The organism is Clostridium sp. HV4-5-A1G (assembly GCF_900184915.1).
GTDB classification, from domain to species: Bacteria; Bacillota; Clostridia; order Clostridiales; family Clostridiaceae; genus Clostridium_B; species Clostridium_B aromativorans.
This window is the reverse complement of record NZ_FXYI02000046.1, coordinates 1-21,204: the sequence shown is the minus strand read 5'-3', so window position 1 is coordinate 21,204 and position 21,204 is coordinate 1. Positions and strand designations below refer to the sequence as shown.

At 35.1% G+C, this 21,204-nt stretch carries 22 protein-coding genes and 1 pseudogene; 18 read left to right on the top strand and 5 right to left on the bottom strand.

Annotated elements, in window-relative coordinates; all coding sequences use genetic code 11:
* Positions 1 to 133: 133 nt before the first annotated feature.
* From J5G60_RS07160 to vanS, 10 genes are all read left to right on the top strand, one after another.
* Positions 134 to 1,915 (top strand): ABC transporter ATP-binding protein, encoded by a 1,782-nt coding sequence (locus tag J5G60_RS07160; RefSeq protein ID WP_150357744.1) that lies wholly within the window; start codon positions 134 to 136, stop codon positions 1,913 to 1,915.
* Positions 1,908 to 3,638: an ABC transporter ATP-binding protein gene (locus tag J5G60_RS07155; RefSeq protein WP_170065751.1), complete on the top strand. Its 1,731-nt coding sequence runs from the start codon at positions 1,908 to 1,910 to the stop codon at positions 3,636 to 3,638. Before J5G60_RS07160 ends, J5G60_RS07155 begins: the two co-directional genes overlap by 8 nt.
* A gap of 320 nt (positions 3,639 to 3,958) precedes the next feature.
* Complete coding sequence (locus J5G60_RS07150) at positions 3,959 to 4,441, top strand: GNAT family N-acetyltransferase (protein WP_150357746.1); 483 nt, start codon at positions 3,959 to 3,961, stop codon at positions 4,439 to 4,441.
* A 64-nt stretch (positions 4,442 to 4,505) separates the two neighbouring features.
* Positions 4,506 to 5,360: a DUF2971 domain-containing protein gene (locus J5G60_RS07145; protein WP_150357748.1), complete on the top strand. Its 855-nt coding sequence runs from the start codon at positions 4,506 to 4,508 to the stop codon at positions 5,358 to 5,360.
* A gap of 657 nt (positions 5,361 to 6,017) precedes the next feature.
* Positions 6,018 to 6,248 (top strand): hypothetical protein, encoded by a 231-nt coding sequence (locus tag J5G60_RS18860; RefSeq protein WP_236035197.1) that lies wholly within the window; start codon positions 6,018 to 6,020, stop codon positions 6,246 to 6,248.
* Between the two features lie 212 nt (positions 6,249 to 6,460).
* Positions 6,461 to 6,850: a VOC family protein gene (locus J5G60_RS07135; protein ID WP_150357750.1), complete on the top strand. Its 390-nt coding sequence runs from the start codon at positions 6,461 to 6,463 to the stop codon at positions 6,848 to 6,850.
* A gap of 398 nt (positions 6,851 to 7,248) precedes the next feature.
* Entirely contained in the window at positions 7,249 to 7,455 is a 207-nt protein-coding gene (locus J5G60_RS07125) for a hypothetical protein (protein ID WP_150357752.1), read from the top strand.
* Positions 7,456 to 7,480: 25 nt separating this feature from the next.
* Positions 7,481 to 7,612: a GNAT family N-acetyltransferase gene (locus J5G60_RS07120; protein WP_229982009.1), complete on the top strand. Its 132-nt coding sequence runs from the start codon at positions 7,481 to 7,483 to the stop codon at positions 7,610 to 7,612.
* Between the two features lie 119 nt (positions 7,613 to 7,731).
* A complete protein-coding gene (gene vanR / locus J5G60_RS07115) occupies positions 7,732 to 8,430 on the top strand; it encodes a VanR-ABDEGLN family response regulator transcription factor (RefSeq protein ID WP_150357754.1) in 699 nt (232 codons plus the stop codon).
* Positions 8,408 to 9,553: a vancomycin resistance histidine kinase VanS gene (gene vanS, locus J5G60_RS07110; protein ID WP_378062355.1), complete on the top strand. Its 1,146-nt coding sequence runs from the start codon at positions 8,408 to 8,410 to the stop codon at positions 9,551 to 9,553. Before vanR ends, vanS begins: the two co-directional genes overlap by 23 nt.
* On the opposite strand, the gene J5G60_RS07105 is transcribed toward vanS, so the two are convergent.
* Complete coding sequence (locus J5G60_RS07105) at positions 9,543 to 10,247, bottom strand: VanZ family protein (RefSeq protein WP_150357758.1); 705 nt, start codon at positions 10,245 to 10,247, stop codon at positions 9,543 to 9,545. The two genes, vanS and J5G60_RS07105, sit on opposite strands and share 11 nt — an antisense overlap.
* Before the next feature lie 238 nt (positions 10,248 to 10,485).
* On the opposite strand from J5G60_RS07105, the gene J5G60_RS07100 reads away from it, so the two are divergent.
* On the top strand, positions 10,486 to 11,418 hold the full coding sequence (locus tag J5G60_RS07100) for a D-alanyl-D-alanine carboxypeptidase family protein (RefSeq protein WP_150357760.1): 933 nt from the start codon (positions 10,486 to 10,488) through the stop codon (positions 11,416 to 11,418).
* A gap of 219 nt (positions 11,419 to 11,637) precedes the next feature.
* Entirely contained in the window at positions 11,638 to 12,453 is an 816-nt protein-coding gene (locus J5G60_RS07095) for a MerR family transcriptional regulator (RefSeq protein WP_150357762.1), read from the top strand.
* Positions 12,454 to 12,568: 115 nt separating this feature from the next.
* On the opposite strand, the gene J5G60_RS07090 is transcribed toward J5G60_RS07095, so the two are convergent.
* Positions 12,569 to 12,892 (bottom strand): SGNH/GDSL hydrolase family protein, encoded by a 324-nt coding sequence (locus J5G60_RS07090; RefSeq protein ID WP_150357764.1) that lies wholly within the window; start codon positions 12,890 to 12,892, stop codon positions 12,569 to 12,571.
* 226 nt (positions 12,893 to 13,118) lie between these two features.
* Between J5G60_RS07090 and J5G60_RS07085 the strand changes: the two genes are divergently transcribed.
* From J5G60_RS07085 to J5G60_RS07070, 4 genes and pseudogenes are all read left to right on the top strand, one after another.
* Positions 13,119 to 13,544, top strand: a complete 426-nt coding sequence (locus J5G60_RS07085; protein WP_150357765.1) for a GNAT family N-acetyltransferase — start codon at positions 13,119 to 13,121, stop codon at positions 13,542 to 13,544.
* Positions 13,545 to 13,621: 77 nt separating this feature from the next.
* Positions 13,622 to 14,005: an alpha/beta fold hydrolase gene (locus J5G60_RS07080; protein WP_229982004.1), complete on the top strand. Its 384-nt coding sequence runs from the start codon at positions 13,622 to 13,624 to the stop codon at positions 14,003 to 14,005.
* Positions 13,986 to 14,597, top strand: a pseudogene (locus tag J5G60_RS07075) (undecaprenyl-diphosphate phosphatase); the annotation flags it as partial. The gene J5G60_RS07080 and the pseudogene J5G60_RS07075, both read left to right, overlap by 20 nt.
* Before the next feature lie 125 nt (positions 14,598 to 14,722).
* Complete coding sequence (locus tag J5G60_RS07070) at positions 14,723 to 15,196, top strand: DUF3888 domain-containing protein (protein ID WP_150357769.1); 474 nt, start codon at positions 14,723 to 14,725, stop codon at positions 15,194 to 15,196.
* A gap of 173 nt (positions 15,197 to 15,369) precedes the next feature.
* Here J5G60_RS07070 and J5G60_RS07065 read toward each other — a convergent pair whose 3' ends face one another.
* A complete protein-coding gene (locus J5G60_RS07065; RefSeq protein WP_150357771.1) occupies positions 15,370 to 17,736 on the bottom strand; it encodes a PEP/pyruvate-binding domain-containing protein in 2,367 nt (788 codons plus the stop codon).
* Between the two features lie 23 nt (positions 17,737 to 17,759).
* The gene (locus J5G60_RS07060; RefSeq protein WP_150357773.1) at positions 17,760 to 18,383 is read right to left on the bottom strand and encodes a TetR/AcrR family transcriptional regulator; all 624 of its coding nucleotides are present in this window, start codon (positions 18,381 to 18,383) and stop codon (positions 17,760 to 17,762) included.
* Positions 18,384 to 18,789: 406 nt separating this feature from the next.
* Here J5G60_RS07060 and J5G60_RS07055 point away from each other — a divergent pair, with 406 nt between their 5' ends.
* A complete protein-coding gene (locus tag J5G60_RS07055; RefSeq protein ID WP_150357775.1) occupies positions 18,790 to 19,158 on the top strand; it encodes a BlaI/MecI/CopY family transcriptional regulator in 369 nt (122 codons plus the stop codon).
* A gap of 147 nt (positions 19,159 to 19,305) precedes the next feature.
* Positions 19,306 to 19,821 (top strand): DUF4829 domain-containing protein, encoded by a 516-nt coding sequence (locus J5G60_RS07050; RefSeq protein WP_236035195.1) that lies wholly within the window; start codon positions 19,306 to 19,308, stop codon positions 19,819 to 19,821.
* A gap of 579 nt (positions 19,822 to 20,400) precedes the next feature.
* Here the strand turns inward: J5G60_RS07050 and J5G60_RS07045 are convergent.
* Positions 20,401 to 20,586, bottom strand: a complete 186-nt coding sequence (locus J5G60_RS07045; protein WP_150357777.1) for a hypothetical protein — start codon at positions 20,584 to 20,586, stop codon at positions 20,401 to 20,403.
* Between the last annotated feature and the right edge of the window lie 618 nt (positions 20,587 to 21,204).

Here is a 21,204-nt window from a genome sequence, read left to right as displayed (position 1 = left end):
GCAATTATGGAATTGGGAGAATCCCCACAGAAAAGCACAGATGCTTTCTCATCTATACTAAAATATAAAAAATAAATGAGTTTATAGCAGTCATTTAACTGACTATAAACTTATTATACGAGGAGAATTTAAAATGGAGAAAAGATCTATTATGTCAGCTCTATTTGAATATGCAGGGAAATTCAGATACCTGACAATGGCCTCCTGGGTATTGTCTGCAGCAAGTGCACTTGTGGCGCTGATACCATTTATATATATATGGAGGATTATCAGGGAGGTTCTGAAAGCTACCCCGGGTTTTACTTATTCCAACAACCTGGTGCAGTACGGCTGGATGGCTGTAATTTTTTCTGCTCTGTCCATACTTATTTATATAGCTGCTTTACTATGCTCCCATATTGCCGCATTTCGGGTTCAGGCAAATATAAGATCGAAGGCCATGCACCATATCAGTACACTGCCTTTAGGATTTATGGATGATATTGGAAGCGGAAAGATAAGGAGAATTGTAAATGAGTCCAGTGCAGCTACGGAAACTTATCTGGCCCACCAATTGCCTGATCGTGCAGGTGCCATGGCTGCACCTGTTGGTCTTCTCGCAATGCTTTTAGTATTTGACTGGCGGCTTGGTATTCTGAGCTTGATACCAGTTGTAATTGCTTTTGGAATTATGTCTGTAATGACTGGAAGCAGAATGAAGCAAAAAATGAAGGAATATCAGAATTCCTTGGAGCAAATGTCAAATGAGGCGGTTGAATACGTTAGGGGGATATCGGTATTAAAAACATTTGGACAATCTGTTTTTTCCTTTAAGCGATTTAAGGCATCAATTGATAATTATCAGAAATGGGTAATTTCCTATACAAAAGATTTGCGTCTGCCCATGATGTTTTACACCACAGCTATTAATGCTGTTTTTGCAGTGCTGATATCGGCGGCCTTATTTTTTACATCGGATGGGGTCACGGGAGAGTTCCTGTTGAATCTGCTGTTCTATATAATCATCACACCTGTTATAACAGTTACTTTGAACAAGATTATGTACTCCAGTGAAAATATTATGATTGTTCAGGATGCAATGGAGAGAATTGGCAGCATAATGAAGATGAAACCATTGCATGACAGTGAAGAACATGAACATCCGCAGGACAATTCGGTTGCGTTTCATGACGTATCATTTCGTTATAAAGGTGCAGAGGAAAATGCACTGAACCATGTTTCGCTCAATATTGCCTCCGGGCAGCATGTGGCTTTTGTAGGTCCCTCCGGCGGCGGAAAAACAACCCTGGCAAGTTTAATACCGCGTTTCTGGGATGTTGACAGTGGCAGGATTACCATAGGCGGGGTGAATGTAAAAAATATATCCAAAGAAGAATTGATGGATAATGTTTCTTTTGTTTTTCAAAACAGCAAACTTTTAAAAATGTCAATTTTTGAAAATGTCCGTCTTTCCAGGCCGGATGCAACACGAGTGGAAGTGCTTAAGGCCTTGAAGGATGCCAGGTGTGACGATATTATAGGAAAACTTTCAGATGGAATAGACACCATAATTGGAACAAATGGAAATTATCTTTCAGGTGGAGAAGAACAGCGTATTTCCATTGCAAGGGCAATGCTTAAAAATGCACCAATTCTTATACTTGATGAGGCAACAGCATTTGCCGATCCCGACAATGAATCCAAGGTTCAAGCTGCCTTTTCTGCTTTGTCAAAGGGAAGAACGGTAATTATGATAGCACATAGGTTATCCACTGTAATGAGGGCGGATCGCATTTATGTAATGAAAAACGGGGAAATATGTGAATCCGGAAGTCATTCTGAATTAATAGGGCAGCAAGGATTATACTCAAATATGTGGAGGGAGTATAACAGTGCTGTAAAATGGAAGGTTGGTGTGCAAAATGACATTGGCTGAAAGACTGCGGCATAAATATGCCCTTTCTGAAAAAGGCGCAGAAGATATGATAAAAGCATTTGCTGCATGTACATTATCAAATATTGTACTTATACTGCCTGTAGGTCTTCTTTATTATCTGGTTTATGATTTGATGGATAAAAATATTGGTGATGGTCATATTTCACTTTATGTATTTGGAATTGCAGTGTGTCTTGTACTTATATTTGCAGCAACGTATTTTCAATATAATTCAACATTTTTTGCAACATATCTGGAGAGTGGTGTCAGGAGAATATCACTTGCTGAGAAATTGCGGAAGCTTCCACTTTCTTTCTTCGGGAAGAAGGATTTATCGGATTTGACAAGTACCATTATGGCAGATTGTTCCACATTGGAAACAGCATCATCTCACTGGATACCGGAACTTGCCGGTTCCATTATTTCAACTTTTATCATTGCACTGAGCTTGTTTTTCTTTGACTGGCGTATGGCCATTGCAGCACTGTGGGTGCTTCCTGTTTCCTTTATAATTGTCCTTTTTTCATCAAGAGTACAGCACAGTTTGGGAAAAAAACAGATGAAGGTAAAGATGGATTGCGCAGATGGAATTCAGGAATGCCTGGAATCTTTGAGGGATCTTAAGGCAAACAATGCGGAAAGGGCATATATGAATGAGCTGGATATAAAAATTAAAGCTGTTGAGAAGCGTGCAATTATTACAGAACTTGGAACTGCTGTTTTTGTTGTAGCTGCACAGATGGTTCTAAAACTTGGAATTGCCACAGTTGCATTGGTTGGTGGAATACTTCTTGTAGATGGAAGCCTGGATGTTTTGACCTTCTTTATGTTTTTGCTTTTGGTATCAAGATTATACGATCCTCTGCAGATGTCACTGCAGAATCTGGCAGCAATTATTTCCGCCGATATCCAGTGCCAGCGTATGGATGAAATTCTTGGACATGAAATACAGACGGGATCGAAAGAACTTACAAATAAAGGTTGTGATATCGTATTTGATCATGTTGCATTTGCCTATAATGGCAGTGAAATTGTATTGAAAGATGTATCATTCACTGCCAGACAGGGGGAAGTTACTGCACTGATTGGCCCCTCCGGAGGTGGAAAAACCACTGTATCAAGATTGGCTCTACGATTCTGGGATGTCAGCAGAGGAAAAATTACTGTGGGCGGTATGGACATTTCAAAAATCGATCCCGAAACTCTCATGTCTCTATATGCTGTTGTTTTTCAGGATGTCACACTATTTAATAATTCTATTATGGAGAATATCCGCATTGGCCGAAAAGATGCCTCGGATGAAGAAGTCATACAGGCCGCAAGGCTGGCTCATTGCAGTGAGTTTGTGGAGAAACTGCCGCAGGGGTGGAATACTGTAATTGGTGAGAATGGTTCTGAACTTTCCGGCGGCGAGCGGCAGAGGATATCCATTGCCAGGGCATTTTTGAAGGATGCACCTATTATACTGCTGGATGAAGCCACAGCTTCACTGGATGTAGAAAATGAAACTATGATACAGGAATCCTTATCCAGGCTTATTAGAAACAAAACGGTACTTGTTATTGCGCATAGAATGAGAGCGGTAGCAGGTGTTGACAAAATTGTAGTATTGGAAAATGGCATTGTAGCTGAACAGGGTGCGCCAGGAGAGTTGGCAGGAAGAAATGGAATATACAGGCATATGACCGGGATACAGATGGAGGCTGCTTCATGGAAATTATAATGGTATATAATTTTGTTTTTTTGTATTTTACCTGCTCATTTGATTTTTGTATGTCATCTATTTCTATAATTGGGTATATGGAAATGATAAAATCCGGAAAAATTTATTTTTATATCTAAAGAACTAAAAAGCTTTAATTGCTGTTTTGCCAGTGATTAAGGCTTTTTAATATCTTTAATATATGTAAAAAAAGCTATTCAAAGGTACAGGATATTGTATAAAATGATATAATCTACCTATAGCACTTAAATGTGTAGTAAAAAATATTTGAACAATATGTAGACAAATAGTAATTGTAATAAATAAAGGGGTTAATAAATATGAATATAAGACTTGCAACCATTGAAGATCTACAAGCCATTACTGCTGTTGAGTCAATATGCTTCCCGGCAGCGGAAGCTGCTTCAGAAAGCGATTTTAAAAAGAGATTAATTGTGTATCCTAATCATTTTTGGCTTTTGGAGGATGATGGAAGACTAGTTGGCTTTGTAAATGGAATGGTGACAAATGAATCAAAATTATGCGATGAGATGTTTGAAGATGCCAGTTTACATGATGAAAATGGTCAGTGGCAGATGATTTTTGGTGTAAATACTATCCCCGAGTATCGCAGACAAGGTTGTGCAGAAAAAATAATCGATAAGGTTATTGCCGATGCCAGGACGCAGGGACGTAAGGGGTTAGTGCTTACCTGCAAAGAAAAACTGCTGCACTACTATGCAAAATTTGGTTTTAAAAATGAAGGGATTTCAGAATCAACACATGGCGGAGCAGTTTGGTATGATATGCGTTTGACTTTTTAAGTTGATAAATTTCTAATTTAAAGCCTAGCATTTATAAAATAGTAATTTGTAATGGAGGTATTTTATGATAGGCTATTACTATTGCTCTTTGAGCACGTTTTTGAACATTTTAAAAAGTAAACAAATTTATCTTTCAGATCCATTGAAAATGAATGATAATTTAGAAATAAAGTGGTATCTGGATAGACTGAACGATGAGAAAAGCAATGAGAATGATTTTGAATCAGTTTTCAATATGATGAAAATGCGCTCAAATATAGATTTCACTTTTGAGGAATTAGTAAAGTGTCTAAATTCTAAGGGACAGATGAGCATATATATTTGTTGCTTTTCAAAAGAATCAGATATATTAAGTCAATGGAGAGCATATGCAGAAGGCGGAAAAGGGGTTTCTATTGGGTTTGATTTAGAAAAGCTAAAAATAGCAGACAATTTATTGATTAGAGAAATAATTTATGAAAATAATATCGTGCAAGGTGAAATAGAAAATGATGTTGAGGTTGTAGCTGATGAAATGGGGACAGTACTTAAAGAACATAAGATTACTATGAAAGAAGAACAAATAGATGTTTTTTTACATGAATTAATACCTGAGCTTGCAAAATACAAAAATCCCACTTTTAGTGAAGAAAGAGAAATTCGTTTAATTTATTGTAATGATATGAAATTCGAAAAAATAGTTGATAGCCATGGTGCATTTCAAGAAAAATGGAAATCAATAGAATTAAAACATGATTTTAGGGTTATTGAAAGTAATAATATCACAGAGTTTGTGAAACTAGATTTTGATCCTGATTCTATAGAAGAAATATGTATAGGACCGAAATGTTTATTAAGCAAAAATGATATAAAGCATATTCTAAAGAAATTATTAGGTGTGGAGAAAGATGTTATAGAGTCAAAATCAAGTTATAGATAGTGGTAATTACAAATTCCAATTTAATGTTGAATATTATAAATAGTAATTTGGGAAATGAGATTAAAATGGTTTTATTAGTAGTTGATACGCAAAAGTAATTTATTATACACCAACCAAAAAAGAAAAAATATGAATTTTAGGAGGTGTTATTATTAAAAAGATCATTAAATTTGTTAGAACCACTTTAGTTATTTTATCATGCTTATTACTTATTTTTAGCATATATGCCTGGATGGTGAAATTAAGAATAAGCGATTCTGAATGGCTGCCAATAATGGTTTTAAGTAGTTTGAATTTATTTCTATTATTTGTTTACTGGGTATTAGGTATAGGCTATATCAAACCTTCAAATATACAAGAAAATAAGGTTGGTAGAGTTTTGTCCAAGGTAGGGTTTGGTGGGAATATAATTTTATTTATATACTGTATATTAATTGTTATGGGATTTGGTATTATACCTTAATTGAGATTAGCCGATACAGTTTTATGACACATTATTGTTAAAATGAGAAATAAAGATTATTTAATGCTAGGTGAGATAAATAACACTGAAAATAACAAAACTTTATCTAATAATGTAATTGTAACAACAGGAAAAATCATAATTAAATCGTATGATGGAAAATCGATTTTTATAAAGTTTTAGCGTCACGTGTAATGTATAAGGCAAAAAATGATGAACCTAAATATTGGTTACTTGGTATTAATAACGGGGCATTTTGGAGAGAAAAATCAATTGTACTTGTCTGGTATGTTAATGAAGAAAAGATAAAAAAGGAAATGGATGAAATTGTAAAAACAATTAATAATGGTGTACCAGCATATGAATTAAAATATGCAGTAAAAGTTAAGAATAAAATGTTAAGAGTAAAAATAGATGAAAAGTAACTTGATTTTTATATGATAAATAAGAATAATTTAAGGATGATATTTCTTTTAGAAAAATGATGGGAGAATAACCTTATGATGTTGCAAAAGCAATGCTTTTGGTTGAGAATGTTGATAATAAAGAGCTCCTATATCAACTGATTATGGAGATGTATGAAGAACTTCCTACTCCAAAATTAAAAAAGAAAAAGTGACTTGAAAGGAAGATTAAAATGAAATTGGATGGTATTGGAATATTTGTTAGTAATATGAGAATCATGGTTGAGTTTTATAAAAATATCCTTGGATTTGAAATTCATTGGGATGGAAAAGAACCAAATGTAATGTTAAAAAAAGATGGAATATTGTTTATGTTTTACGGAAGAAATGATTTTGAAAAAATGACGAATAAACGATTCAATTATGCTAATGGTATAAATGGTCATTATGAGATTGCTTTAAGTGTTCCTAAACATGAGGATGTGGATTTAGTATATGAAAATATCATTTCTAAAGGAGTAGACTCAGTGATGAAACCGACAACAGAACCTTGGGGTCAAAGGACATGTTATATTGCAGATCCAGAGGGCAATCTTATTGAGATTGGTTCATTTAATAAATAAATCCCAATTTAACGTTGGGTATTATAGATTAGTAATTTATCAGGGAGAATGTATACTATGAGAAAATCAACAATTACTGCTGCATTTAAAGCAGATGTTAAAATAGTGTGGGAAGTAGTTGTAAGTAACAGTAAATATGAATGGCCATTGGATTGGGGTTTTTAGTCCTGTTAATGATGGTACGCAGGTTAAATTTACAGAAGAGATATCAGTAAATAATCCTATAATGAATTTATTTGCAGGTTTTTATCTAAAAAGACAGCAATCGCGTTATATAGAAGATTTAAGAAAAGAACTGGGAGAATAAATTCAAATCTGAAATAGAGGGCATTAAGTAAGAATTAATTCACTATATTAAATTAAAGCGAATTACTCAATTGACAAAGGAGCAAAATGTTATGAGTAAATATACAGCTTTATGGGAATACATCCAAAGGAATGGCAGCCCGTCAATGAAATTATCTTTCGATGAAATACATGATATAGCAGGAATTGAGATGGATCATTCTTTTTTAAGATATAAAAAGGAGCTAACTCAATATGGATATCAAGTTGGAAAGATTTCTCTTAAGGAACGGACAGTAATTTTTAATAGAATTGATTAAGGGTATAAAGGTTGCAAAAGAGAGGATGAATGCAGATAGAATAAAAATAGAGGCTCAATCTTACGCAAAGGAATTTTATGAAAAAGCAGGATTTAAGCAAGTATCAGAGGAGTTTTTAGAAGATGGAATTCCACATATTCAAATGGTTTTAGAATAAATGCCCGAAAGGTAAAATCCAATTTGTTTGAAAAATTATAAGAAAATTATTATGATGTAAATTTTTGTTTTGCAGTACTATAATAATAAATGTTTAATCAGGAAGAAAGGACAGAACCTATGAGTATCAATATTTTGGTTGTAGACGACGAGAAGTCCATAGCGGACTTAATTGAAGTTTATTTAAAAAATGAAGGTTTTACAATATACAAATTTTATAACGGCCAAGATGCTATCCGGTGTGTTGAGTCGGAACGGTTAGAGCTTGCGATACTTGATATCATGCTGCCGGATATTGATGGCTTTACTCTCTGCCGGAAAATCAGGAAAAATCATAATTTTCCTGTTATCATGCTGACTGCTAAAGAAGAGGAAATTGATAAAATTACCGGATTGACATTAGGTGCAGATGATTACATAACAAAACCCTTTCGCCCTCTGGAGCTTGTTGCCCGTGTCAAGGCGCAGCTCAGGAGATTTACCAGATATAATTCTGCAGAGCCAAACCAGAAAGAACACTTGATTGCCTTTTCCGGCCTGGTACTGGACATGGATACCCATGAATGTACGCTGAATGAAAAAAAGCTGTCTCTCACTCCTACAGAGTTTTCAATCCTCTGGGTCCTTTGCTCCAAACGCGGACGGGTGGTGAGTTCAGATGAATTGTTCCATAAGGTATGGGGAGATAAGTATTTTACCAACAGCAATAATACTGTAATGGTTCATATCAGGCATTTAAGGGAAAAAATGCAGGACAGCGCAGAGCATCCTAAATATATCAAAACGGTATGGGGGGTTGGCTATAAAATTGAAAAGTAAGATACATAAACGAAGAAATGATTATTCGAAATTGAAAAAGAAAGTATTTTTTCAAATGCTTCTGATTACAGCTGCCGCCGCTGTGACTGTTTATCTACTGCGTCATATCCTTCGCGGACAGATCGGAGATCGTATCGTTCAATATTTAGTCATCACTTTTCATTTTGAAAATTCGGATGCACAGGAAATCTATCAGCTGGTGATCCGCAACAATATGGAAATGATTCTTTTTGTTGCAATTCTAATATTTTTAGTTATCCTTTTTCGGTTTTCTGTTTCATGGTTCACCAAATATTTCGATGAAATAAGTACTGAAATGGATAAGCTTACTGAGGAATCCGATGAAGAAATTACATTATCGCCGGAATTGGATTTTATGGAAAATAAGCTTAATCAGATAAAAAGCAACCTGGAAAAGCAAAAGAAAGCTGCTCTTGATGCGGAGCAGCGCAAAAATAATCTGGTAGTTTATCTGGCTCATGATATAAAAACACCTCTGACCTCCGTTATAGGCTACTTAAGTCTTCTGGATGAAGCTCCTGATATGCCTCCTGAACAGAAGGCAAAATATGTGGGTATCACATTGGAAAAAGCTTATCGACTAGAACAGCTTATAAATGAGTTTTTTGAGATCACAAGATTTAATCTTCAAGCTATTGTTTTGAATAAAGGAAAAATCAACTTACTGTTCATGCTCCAGCAGATGGCGGACGAATTCTATCCAATACTGACTCCACAGGGAAAACAGGTGTCTGTCAATGTACCTGACAGCCTCACTCTGTGGGGAGACGCAGACAAACTGGCCCGCGTGTTCAATAACATTCTGAAAAATGCAATAGCCTACAGCTATGAAAACAGCGTCATTGACATTTCTGCTGAACGGAAGGACAAAAATATTGTTATAACTTTTACCAATCAAGGTAATCCTATCCCTCAGGAAAAACTGGAGACTATATTTGAGAAATTTTTTCGGCTGGACACATCCCGTTCTACCAATACAGGTGGTGCGGGACTTGGGCTGGCTATTGCCAAAGAAATAGTAAACGCCCATGGAGGCAATATTTTCGTGCAAAGTAATACAGAAAACACAGTCTTTACTGTGGTGCTTCCACTTATACATTAATTCTAATTTTAAATACCAATTGCAGTAAAGGTACTAAAAATGGATGAAACACAAAGAGCATACCGGCAAATGCGCTGGCCATATAAAAGCATTCCTCTTTATCAAGGAGCAATGGAATTTTTTCCATACTGGTACTTTGGGCAGAAGCCCTGTCCTGCAATTTTGACAAATGTTCTTTCAGCAGCTTGAAAATTACCCATCCCATCAACGCTCCTATAGTATTCATCAGTAAATCATCAATATCCGTTATTCTTCTATTGAACAGCTGGCTCAATTCTATTGCAAGAGAGAATGTAACACCGGATAGTACTGTTCTCCATAACACTTCATACTTTTTCCAGATACATGGAAGCATAAATCCAAGGGGTATAAAAAGCAATATGTTTTCTATATATGGACGAGCACCCTCTGTAATCCAGAGAAATGGAATCAGATTAACCTCATAGGGCGAAAGATTCAACCCCTTTGAGGTTATTACTCCAGAGCTGTTATGAACAATATCACTTATGGAAGGAATACCAGTAAAACTCAGCACAGCAGTAAGGTAGTACACAAAGATATATACCATTATGAAATGTTCAATTGACAGTTTACAGCCAATCTTTTTGCTTTGAGAAGTAAGCAGCATGTAGTATGGAATCAAGAATGGCAAAGTACCAATAAAACATGTAATCGAGATCATAATAATAAACATTAAATTCACCTCCGTTGTAATTAACTCGTTTATAATAGCATATTAAAAAAAGAAATGTCTTAATAAAACCTTAAGATATGGTGATTTCCTCCTTAATAAGTTCTATTCCTATTTTTACAGCCATGAACATGCAGCTACCGTCATAAGAAAATCTTAAGAAATTCATAAGATAGAATTCCAACATGGCTCTTTTTTCTGTGGTTAAATAATATCAGTACAGAATAAGGAGCTGTTTTATATGATACAAAAGGTAAAAAATGGAAACTCAATAATATGCATATTTATAATATTTTTACTGATAGCTGTTATTGCCTCTGATGTTTATAAAGCCATCATCACCCCAGAAAGCCAACATATTTTCAAGGTGGATCCAGATTCAACTGTCTCCATATCTCCTAATAAGCTGAACAGCAGCAATGTAATTCTGATCCGTCTAAAAGATCATGCTATCCTGATGCAGAAAAACAGCGAAGAAAAAATCTATCCTGCTTCCTTGACTAAAATTATGACAGCTATTGTTGCAATAGAAAACTTACCTGATCTTAATGAGGAAATAAGACTTACCAACTCCACATTTCAGGGGTTGTACGGGGCAGGTGCATCAATGGCAGGTTTTCGGCCTGGTGAGCAGGTCAGGGCAGTGGATCTGTTATACGGAGTAATGCTGCCAAGCGGTGCGGAGTCCTGTATCGGGCTTGCAGATCAAATTGCGGGATCAGAGCAGAATTTTGTAAAAATCATGAATCAAAAGGCGGCAGATCTTGGTATGGACAATACTCATTTTGAAAATACCACCGGACTTCATGATGGGAACCACTACACAACAGTGAAGGATCTGGCTGTCCTTTTAAGCTATGCATTGCAGAATGATACTTTCAGGGAGATTTTTACTTCCTCCAGTCATTCCACACCACCTACCAATAGGCATTCCGACGGGATAACCTTTTACAGTACCATGTTTGAAGAGCTCAAAAATCAAGATATTATTGACGGAAAAATTTTAGGAGGAAAAACCGGATATACCGATGAAGCTGGCCTATGTCTCGCCAGTCTCGCCAAGGTGGGAAGACAAGAATATATTCTGATTTCAGCTGGTGCCAGAGGGGATCACCCTTCGGAACAATATAATATTACCGATGCATTGGCTGTATACAACAGTATGGGAAAATAATAAGTTCTAAACAGTTTTCCATATCGGCTCAGCTCAAAAGTACACTCAAAATATTGAATTAAGTCCTGTACTTCAAATTTATTGAGTTCATTTTTTTCAATAAACTCAGAAGGTCAGCTTTTTATAAGAAAATTACAAAAATCTATTGACTTTGACATTATGTGAAAGTTTAATATATAATTAACCGCTTCGAAGAGGAATAAGATTTAGGAGGATTCTATGTATACTATAGGTCAATTTTCGAAAATTGGAAGAATTTCCACCAGGATGCTCAGGTATTACGATACCCTGGGATTGATAAAGCCAAGCTTTATCAACCCTGAAAATCAATACAGATATTATGAAAAGCACCAGGTAAAGGATATATTGAAAATAAATAAACTCAGAAGATACAGATTTTCATCAAATCAGATAAAACAAATTATGGAAGACAGTACCAATATCACTTTGACCATACTATTGTCAAAGCAGATACATGAAATTGAATTTCAAATACAGTCTTCCAAGAATATTCTGCTTGAATTAAAAGATTCTTTAAATAAATTAGAGAAAGGTGAAGATATAATGAATTCAAAGCGAAATTTCAATATTTCAATAGATACCTTAAAGGACACAAGAGTTTTGAGTCTGAGAGATACTATTTTAATGGACAATATAGGAAATTTAATCGGTAAAGTCTTCGAAGCTGTCTCCAGTAACAACTTATCCATTAAGGGAAACATAATGACTCTGTACTATGATGAAGACTTTGATCCAAATAATGCGGACATAGAGATCTGCATACCTGTGGACAGAGAATTGAAAACGCCCCAAATATCAACAAGAATTCTAAAAGGAGGCCTATACTGCCATACAACCTTTATAGGTCCCTATAGTGAAATTGGTGAATCCTACAGGGAAATCCTAGACTGGATTGACAAAAATTCCTACAAAATAATTGGAGCCCCCCATGATGAATATATAAAGGGTCCCGAATCTAAATGCAGCCCCGATGAATTTATAACGGAAGTTTATTTTCCAATAGGCAAGGAATAAAAGCTGTCAAATTGATTCTTGAGTTTGGGTGAATTTTGCCCATATAGAAATATAAACTGGTTTCTTTCAAAATATAGAAACCAGTTTTTTGATTAATCCAGCAGTATTAAATTGATTAAATCAATAAAAAGCTGTAATTGTCTTTAAGAAAATTGAGTATTACACTGGCAATCAGGGAATGTCCATCTAAATTAGGATGAATACCGTCTATACACAAAAATCTATTGTAGTCATCTTGTTTGAGAATTTCCGATCTCACGTCAATCAAAGCAGTTTTTGTCCTATGAGCCACCTCTGTGATCATTTCACTGTACGTTTTGTGCCAATTGTAAATTTTCTCTTCCGATCCAAGCCATTTTAAAACATTTTTTTCAGCTGTCTCGTCTCCTCTCGTAATCCACTTGAAATATCTTTTGTAATCCAGGGGAGGAAGTGTCATAAGTATGGGTGTTATGCTGGATTTTTCAAATGGTATTGAGTCGCTAAAGGTAAGTCATAATATAGGTGGGTAAGTGATTTCTTAAAATTTGGCTATATAAAAAAATTATTCAGTGGGGCAGGTTATTGTATATAATGCTATAATCTACCTATAGTACTTAAATGTGTAGTAAAGATTATTTAAATAAAATGTAGACAGATTAGTAATTTGTGATGGAGATGATAAAATGGACTTTTCATATAAAAATGGAATTAGTGTTGATGATTATAATAGACTCAGAGATGCGGTAGGTTGGGACACTTTAAATAAAGAGCAGGCTCAAGCTGGCATTAACCGTTCAAGGATGGTGGTTAGTTGCTATGAAAAAAATAAAATAATTGGCAGCGCCAGAATCCTTTGGGATGGTGGATATATTGCCTATTTAGCTGATGTGATGGTATTACCATCACATCAAGGATTCGGAATCGGCAAGAAAATGGTTGGAGAATTAATATTGTTTTTAAAATCTCAACTTAAATCAGAATGGAAAATTAAAATTGTATTAATATCAGTTAAAGGCAAAGAACCATTTTATGAAAAGCTTGGTTTTATCAAACGTCCCAATGAAAACGATGGCGCTGGTATGAATATGTGGATAAAATATGATGAATAATAAAGCTTGTAAATTTCCAATCTGCTTAATGCTTAAGAAGATTTTAAGTATTTATATTTAATAGGAGGATCTTTTATATGAAAGAATACATAGTAGACAATATGAACAGCAAGATCAGGTATCACGACTTACCTGGTGAAGATACGCCAATATTATTTATTCATGGCCTGGGCTGTGCCGGATCATTTGATTATCCCGAAATTGTTTTTGCACATAGCTTGGGCGGGCCTGTTGCACTTGAACTTGCCAATAAATGCAGGGAGAATATCGAAACAATCATTCTCAGTGAAGCTAATTTGGATAAAAGCAGCCGTGGCTCATCAAGTTATGAATTTGGAACCTATAAGGAAGAGGATTTTGTAAATGGAATATTTGATGAAGTTGTCAATGAAAATTCTAGTGTAAATTCTATGTGGGTATCCACGTTGTCAGTTTGTTCTTCCGCAGAAGGTGGGCTATGAAAAATCCGGATTCAAATTCTGGTTTGTCATATTTATTGCCTGCATTCCTGGAGTTATCTGTCAGCTGCTGCTGGATGATCTGGCAGACAAATACCTTTTCACACCGGTATCTGTGGCAGTGACTTTGTTTTTAGGCGGTATATGGATGATATATGCTGAGAATAAATTCAGGAATAAAAGTGTCGGAGACAGTGGATTGAATGTTACAGCAAAACAGGCCCTGATAATTGGCACATTTCAATGCCTGGCCATAATTCCGGGAATGTCCCGTTCGGCTTCAACAATTATAGGCGGATGGGTATCGGGGCTTTCTACAGTTGCTGCTGCGGAATTCTCCTTTTTCCTGGCAATTCCGGTTATGGTGGGGATGAGCGCCCTGGAGATATTGAAGATTGGCGGTATGGCAAACCTTACATCTATGGAAATAATATCTCTTGCTGTAGGATTTCTGGTATCATTTTTAGTGGCTTTGATAGTAGTCAACAAGTTTATACTTTATTTGAAAAGGAAACCTATGAGAATATTCGCAGTGTATAGAATGATATTTGCAGTGGTGGTATTAGCTGCAGGATTTACAGGGATATTTCATTAGCGGGGTAATTTTGCTTTAAAAAGTTTAGTAATTAAATGAGCAGATAATATGAAATATCAGACTATTGTATAATTGCTTTGAAATAATGACAGTCTATTAAAAAAGCCCTTGTTGAGGTGATAGGTTTGAAAAAGTCACTGTACACTTTATTTTTAGCGTTGTTGATAATTTTCTATATTCCGTTAAATATTAAGGCTGCTTCATATAATTATGTTAAATTTGGATTGAGAGAACATTGTATTGCACTTCAAAATTCAAAAGAGAAATTATATCAGGATATGCTTGTGACGCTATTACTGCCTATTTTACAGAATGCAGTGGATAATTACTATAAAGAATATTTATCAGTATCTCCTGTAATAGCACCTTATGATATTTCTGTATTGAGCATAGATAGACTGGGTGGGAATGAAACAGTTGATTTTTGTGTGAAATTAGAACTTCATCCCTATGTTGGTCCACACCTTGATGTAGGACTTGATTATATTACTATTAAAATAAATTCAACAGGCAGAGTTAAAGTTGAAAAATTTGAGCATATCAGAAATTATGAATTACCATCATACTATCAAGATATTATAAAAAAGAAGCTGCCATAATGTAAAAATCTTCATTAAAGAAGTGTTATATTGACTGTTTTTCAGCAGGTTCAATGTAGCACTTCTTTTAAGCAGAATAAAGCTGATTGCCTTTTGCCTTGAACTATATTTTTCTATACTTCTGTAATTGTATGGCAGGCAAGTCCGGAAAATCTGATTATATTTACATGCAGTTATTTATCTAAAATCTGAATTTCTCCACGACTTCCGTCAACCAAAACTTTATCACCGGTTTTAAGTTTTGAAGTGGCGCTGCCGCATCCAACAACTGCCGGAATACCGAGTTCTCTGGCTACAATTGCTGCATGGGATAATGGTGCACCTATATCCGTAATGATAGCTCCGGCTTTCGGAAATATGGGAGTCCACCCTATATTGGTGGTTGATGCTACCAATATTTCACCTGGCTGGAACAGACCGCTGTCTTCCGGATCCTTAAGAATTCGAACCGGACCTTCAATTTTGCCTGCAGCTCCCGGGAAACCTTTCAGTGTTTCAAAATTTGAACTCATTGTATCAGCAGGTGAGGTAAAATCGTAATAATCCACTCTTCTATCTGGATTTTTGGCCCATTTATAAGGATCTATGCGACCTCTGATAATGGACGGAAGGGCAGGCAGAGCTCTGTAGCTGTCGTAATTTTTTTGCCTTGCAGGTATGTGCTCCAGAGCTGATCTGTCTCCTGTCAGTAAATCAAGGATTTCATGAATATACAGGAAGAAGACGTCATTGCCAATACCTGTCATCTGGCCGGCTTTAAGTGCAAAAGTCCTGTTGACCCTGAATACCCTGGTCCATTCCGAACGCAGTGCCTCTCTGATGTAACTTCCCTCATAGGCCTCTTCAATCTGCTTTTTTATTTGAGCATACTTAGATGGAAAATTCTTCTTTAATCTTTTCATTTCCAGGATATATTGTTTTTCCTGATTTTTCAGCAGGCTTTCCGCATCCACTCCCGTTCTTTTATTTTCTTCTATCTGTTTTTCAAGCCACATTTTATCCTCTGATGGATCCGGTATGGATAATTCAAATTCATGAGGGCTCCTGTGACCATATTTCAACATGTATTCTTCTTTGGTCATTTCTCCCTTGATTATTTTTGAAATTCCAACAACAGGCCCCAGGCTTTCAAGGCTGGAATTGCCGCCTAAACTGGAAAGCAAAGCATCTGCAGCTTCTTTTCCCAAAAGCTCTGGAAGTTTTTCATTGAGCTTGAACAGGGCCATTATTTTTTTTCTGGGTGCATAGCGGCCCGCCAATAATATTTTACAGTTGTAGGGCCAGAGTTCTTCTTTCCATAATTCAAGTAATTCATTCCCGTCATTTACCTGTTCTATACGTTTTTTCATATTTCTGCACCATGCAGGTGTATCTTTTATATAGAGAGGTATTGATCTTGAAATTTTTCTTGAGCATTTTAACATATATCCTATTCTTGGAAGCATAACCTTTAATAATTGCAAACCTGAAAAGGGATATATGGGAATATCCATGTTCTTTGTGGTTTTTCCAAATATATAGTTCATTTTTTTGAGCACCGGTTTATAATCTCTGCCAAATGCCTTATACATGGACAATGCCACATTGACATTGGAGTACATTCTTCCGCATATATTGCCTGAAAACAGATAATAATTGGGAATGATTGATTGTTCCTCATCAAGTGTTCTTATTACAGACCAGCTTAAGGGAGTAAAAACATCAGACATGGCTTCACCTACATTGGTATTTGTCCATAGATAATCCCCGTCCAGAGAATCATTCATCTCGTAGGTGTCCAGATTATATGCTTTCAGCGTGGTAATTGGCCTTGCCTGCAATATATACAGCCTCCCTTTGGAAACTGCCCATTCAATATCCTGCTGACATCCCAGTTTTTTTACCAGTCTGGAAGCATATCTGAATAATTTTGAAGAATATTTTTTAAAATCCTTCGGCCCTTCGTATTTTCCCTTTGGCCTGAATAATTTAAAGGGATATGCATTGGATTCTCCGGATACAAGCTGTTCTCCCAGCCCGTATACATAATTACCGGACATGCTTTCGTGGCTTCCGGTAATTGGATCTGCAGTAAATAATACGCCGGATATCTCAGATGGAACCATCAGCATGATAACTACTGCAATTTGATGGGACTGGTCCATGCCTTGTACAGAGGTATAAGCTTTTACTCTGTATGATTCCTTTGATTGAAACACTTTATAGATAGCTTCCTTTATTTCCTCATCTGTATTTCTATTTAAAACAGTTTCAAATTCTCCTGCAAAGGAAGCTGCTGCAGAGTCTTCACTTAATGCGGAGGACCTCACTGCAAACAGGCAGCCTGCATTTTTATCTCTGATTTCTTTCAGCAGACTCTGTATTTCACTCCAGGCCTCATCTCTAAGTTTATTTTCATGGAAAGCAGAGGGTAAAACCACAAATCCCTCCGGCACCGGATACTCATCCTGATACATTTTTGAAAGCATTGCACCTTTGCCGCCTGCAAGCGGCCTTTCCTCAGGAGTCAGATTTTTGAAACTTTTTATCATAGTACTCATAATTAAAATCTCCTTCTTATCTATTATTTATAAAAAGTGCTTTTGAACAAATCCAGATAGCTGTCAAGTTCTGCTAGAAAATTATCATAATTTAATTCATTCAGGGAGGAAACTTTTAATTTTTCCCGCTCTCTTGCAGAAATACCTTCTAGTGTCCACATAATTACATGAACAGCCCTGTCCTTATCCACATTTTCTTTAAATCTGGAAACATCCACATCCTGCAGCACTTTACTGCTTCCACTTGCAATATAATTCCTGCTTCTTATATCCAGCTCATCTTTCACTTCCTCTGATTCCTCGAAGTATGCGGACTTTACAAAGTCAAGCATATCCGGATATCTGCCTATCAGGGTAAATTCCATGACAATCACCTGTCTCAGCCTTTTTAGGATATCTCTTTCACTTAAATCTATTTTTCCGTAAAATTCATTCATCAGAGTTTTTACTGAATAATCGTATAGATATAAATACAGCTCTTTTTTACTGTGAAAGTAATGAAACAGCATTCCCTTGCCTATACTGGCTTCTTTTACTATCTTATTGGTAGATGCGTTCTTGTAACCCCTTAAGTTAAACTCCTTCATTGCTGCATTGAGTATTCTATTTTGTTTATCAGGTTCCAATGCATGAAACTTTTCAAACATCTGACGGCCTCCTAATTCAATTTATTTAATCGACCTGATTGGTCTATAAAACATTATAGCATTGTGGACCAAAATAGTCTATAGTTTTTTATCCGAACGCTACCAGTGCTAATACTCCCAGCGCACTCTGTGAAAGCGACTGTTATCAAATCAAAGATTTGGGACATCTGCTTTTCTCAAAGTGGGAGATAAGCACCGCTATGCACCTGGATAAGTTCTGCTAAGGTTCAGGTGGAGTAAAGTATTCCTTATTAGCAAACTCCATCTGAACCTAAGAATCACTTGATAAAAAAGCGGACTTAATAATTTATACTTATTTGTCATATTTACAATATTTTCAGGGAATAAAAAATCTTTACAAATATATTCTACAAATGTAAAATTGATACTGTGGAGGCGACTTATATTGTCAATTATAAAGATTCCTGAATCCGAGCTGGAAGTTATGGAGGCTGTCTGGAACAGCCAGAATCCAATATCTTCCAAGCAAATTGTGGGTATTATAGAAAAGAAAAAAGGCTGGAAAAACACAACCATACTGACTCTTTTGTCCCGTTTGGCAAAGAAGAAATTTATAACTGCAGCAAAAGGGAAAAGGAGAACCTATTATACAACCCTTGTGACTGAAGAAGAATATCGTAAATTTGAAACCAGAGAATTTTTCCGTAAATTTCATAAAGGCTCTTTAAAAAGTTTTATTACTACGCTGCATGAGGACAATGATATTACCGATGATGATCTGGATGAACTGGATCATTGGATTAAAAGCAGGTGATGAAGGGTTTCATATGATATCGGAGAAATGGAGTTTATTTTAAAACATGAGCTCATGCATTATAAAAGAAATGATATGATATACAATATCTTACTGCTGATTACAGGATTTAATAATAAGAAAATATTAAAGGGGAGACTGGAGAATATGTTGAATATGAAAGAGAAAAAAAGGGGTATAATATTGGCAGTGCTGATTGTGGTAATAACTGTAATATCATTGGTAGGTTTTAATATTGTTTTTAAAAAAGACATGAATAAAAGCAGCAATATAATAACTGCTAAAGGCCAATTGCTTCAACCGGAGCAGGTAATAAAAAATTATTTTGGATATTATAATGAAAAAAACGTAAAAGGGGTGAATTCAACACACACAGAATGGCTTCGCGGGCCGTCATTAGATGAAAATCTTAAATCTATTAAACTTAACAGCATAGTGGAAGATACAAGTCCATCAGAGAAAGAAGGGTATATGAAATATGGCAGGGGAATAATAAATGGTGCAAAAGCAGAGAATGTAAAAATTTATAAAGTCAATTACACAGTTAAATATAAAAAGGATGGAATCGGACCTGAAGATAGTGGAACATATGAAAAATGGATCATTCTTGTTAGAAAAGATAAAAATTCACCCTGGTTGATTGATGATGGAGGAGAAGGATAAGTATATTATGCATCAGCACCACACGCTTTACGAATGGTGCTGATACATATTTTAAAAATTATTTAATGCCAAAATTTTATTGTTCGCATACTTGTATAACCCTTTTGATTATAGAGCAAAAACATTTCCTTAATTAAAAAATAGTAATAAACACTTGATTTGGTAATAATTTACATATATAATAGTATATGTCCTAAGTAAAATACTTAGAGGGGAAAATAAGCATTTGGTTAATGCCGGGTGTTTATTTTTTTATCCTGAATAAGTTAATAAGATTATTGTTAAACAACTTAGAAACAATGAAGTTACTTATTTAGAGTATTATTTATTTAGATTATTTTTGTTATATTATTGCGTAACTAAACTTTATCATAAGGCGTATTTAAACCAATTTACTTTTTATAGAAATGAGACATTTTCTAAAGTTGAACTTTAACATGAGATGTATTTAAAAATAAAATTATTGTGGTATAATATAGATACAAAGTAGATATAATATATCTTAAGAAGCCGTTACGGTTTTAAGTAAAATTAATGTTTGTTAGTTAGCTAAAATGCACTTAGTGGAATGGGTGCATTTTAGTTTTTTGAGTTATTTTCTTTATCACTATCCGCAGTAATAGATATTTCATTATTACTGTGTTTAGAGCTGTTCTTATATTTAAGAATGGCTCTTTCTTTTAAGTATGCAAGCATAGCAAAAATGCCTACTATACTTACTATTGTAACGCATACTATAGATGTAATAGTAATAGAATCACTCATTTATGTCACCCCCTCTGCTGTCAAATTAACCGCAACGACTCCTTTGTAAGAGATAAACCCTGGGGAGTGACTAACTAAAAACACTTTATTCTCCTGATAATTATTATAGCATAAATTTTAACCATGAATCTATATTTATAAAGTTTGTTTATAATAAAAATATAGAAGCCCCGTAGTAACCGGAACCCCTATAAACAAGTTATGCAAGAATGATTGTAACAAAGTTTCATTGATAGTATATCCTAGATATATTAATTTATTCCTGTGTAGTTTATTGAATTTTTATAAATATATGTTAGAATGTAATTGAATGATTAGTTCCTAGAAACTTTTAATCTCACAAGAGTTCCTATATTTAGGAGTTCTTTCTCTTATTTAGCATTTCCAGAAATTCTCTATTGCTCAAATTATTATATTATAGTATAATACATCACAATCTATGTTTTAAATTGTTATCTTTTAACCAAAGCAAGGGGCTAATCATTTTCGATTAGCTCCTTATATATTTTTGCCGTCAAAAATTCGTCAAAAATAATTTAAATAAAACTATAAAATTTTAGATTTAGTATTTATCTATATTTGCTTTCAGCCTTTTAGTTACAACATTTTGCATATAAT

What these genes read in the sequence shown, in the direction of transcription:
- J5G60_RS07160 (WP_150357744.1), top strand. Translation starts at nt 134, where the DNA reads ATGGAGAAAAGATCTATTATGTCAGCTCTATTTGAATATGCAGGGAAA.
- J5G60_RS07150 (WP_150357746.1), top strand. Translation starts at nt 3,959, where the DNA reads ATGAATATAAGACTTGCAACCATTGAAGATCTACAAGCCATTACTGCT.
- J5G60_RS07145 (WP_150357748.1), top strand. Translation starts at nt 4,506, where the DNA reads ATGATAGGCTATTACTATTGCTCTTTGAGCACGTTTTTGAACATTTTA.
- J5G60_RS18860 (WP_236035197.1), top strand. Translation starts at nt 6,018, where the DNA reads ATGTATAAGGCAAAAAATGATGAACCTAAATATTGGTTACTTGGTATT.
- J5G60_RS07135 (WP_150357750.1), top strand. Translation starts at nt 6,461, where the DNA reads ATGAAATTGGATGGTATTGGAATATTTGTTAGTAATATGAGAATCATG.
- J5G60_RS07125 (WP_150357752.1), top strand. Translation starts at nt 7,249, where the DNA reads ATGAGTAAATATACAGCTTTATGGGAATACATCCAAAGGAATGGCAGC.
- J5G60_RS07120 (WP_229982009.1), top strand. Translation starts at nt 7,481, where the DNA reads ATGAATGCAGATAGAATAAAAATAGAGGCTCAATCTTACGCAAAGGAA.
- vanR (WP_150357754.1), top strand. Translation starts at nt 7,732, where the DNA reads ATGAGTATCAATATTTTGGTTGTAGACGACGAGAAGTCCATAGCGGAC.
- J5G60_RS07105 (WP_150357758.1), bottom strand. Translation starts at nt 10,247, where the DNA reads ATGTTTATTATTATGATCTCGATTACATGTTTTATTGGTACTTTGCCA.
- J5G60_RS07100 (WP_150357760.1), top strand. Translation starts at nt 10,486, where the DNA reads ATGATACAAAAGGTAAAAAATGGAAACTCAATAATATGCATATTTATA.
- J5G60_RS07095 (WP_150357762.1), top strand. Translation starts at nt 11,638, where the DNA reads ATGTATACTATAGGTCAATTTTCGAAAATTGGAAGAATTTCCACCAGG.
- J5G60_RS07090 (WP_150357764.1), bottom strand. Translation starts at nt 12,892, where the DNA reads ATGACACTTCCTCCCCTGGATTACAAAAGATATTTCAAGTGGATTACG.
- J5G60_RS07085 (WP_150357765.1), top strand. Translation starts at nt 13,119, where the DNA reads ATGGACTTTTCATATAAAAATGGAATTAGTGTTGATGATTATAATAGA.
- J5G60_RS07080 (WP_229982004.1), top strand. Translation starts at nt 13,622, where the DNA reads ATGAAAGAATACATAGTAGACAATATGAACAGCAAGATCAGGTATCAC.
- J5G60_RS07065 (WP_150357771.1), bottom strand. Translation starts at nt 17,736, where the DNA reads ATGAGTACTATGATAAAAAGTTTCAAAAATCTGACTCCTGAGGAAAGG.
- J5G60_RS07060 (WP_150357773.1), bottom strand. Translation starts at nt 18,383, where the DNA reads ATGTTTGAAAAGTTTCATGCATTGGAACCTGATAAACAAAATAGAATA.
- J5G60_RS07050 (WP_236035195.1), top strand. Translation starts at nt 19,306, where the DNA reads ATGTTGAATATGAAAGAGAAAAAAAGGGGTATAATATTGGCAGTGCTG.
- J5G60_RS07045 (WP_150357777.1), bottom strand. Translation starts at nt 20,586, where the DNA reads ATGAGTGATTCTATTACTATTACATCTATAGTATGCGTTACAATAGTA.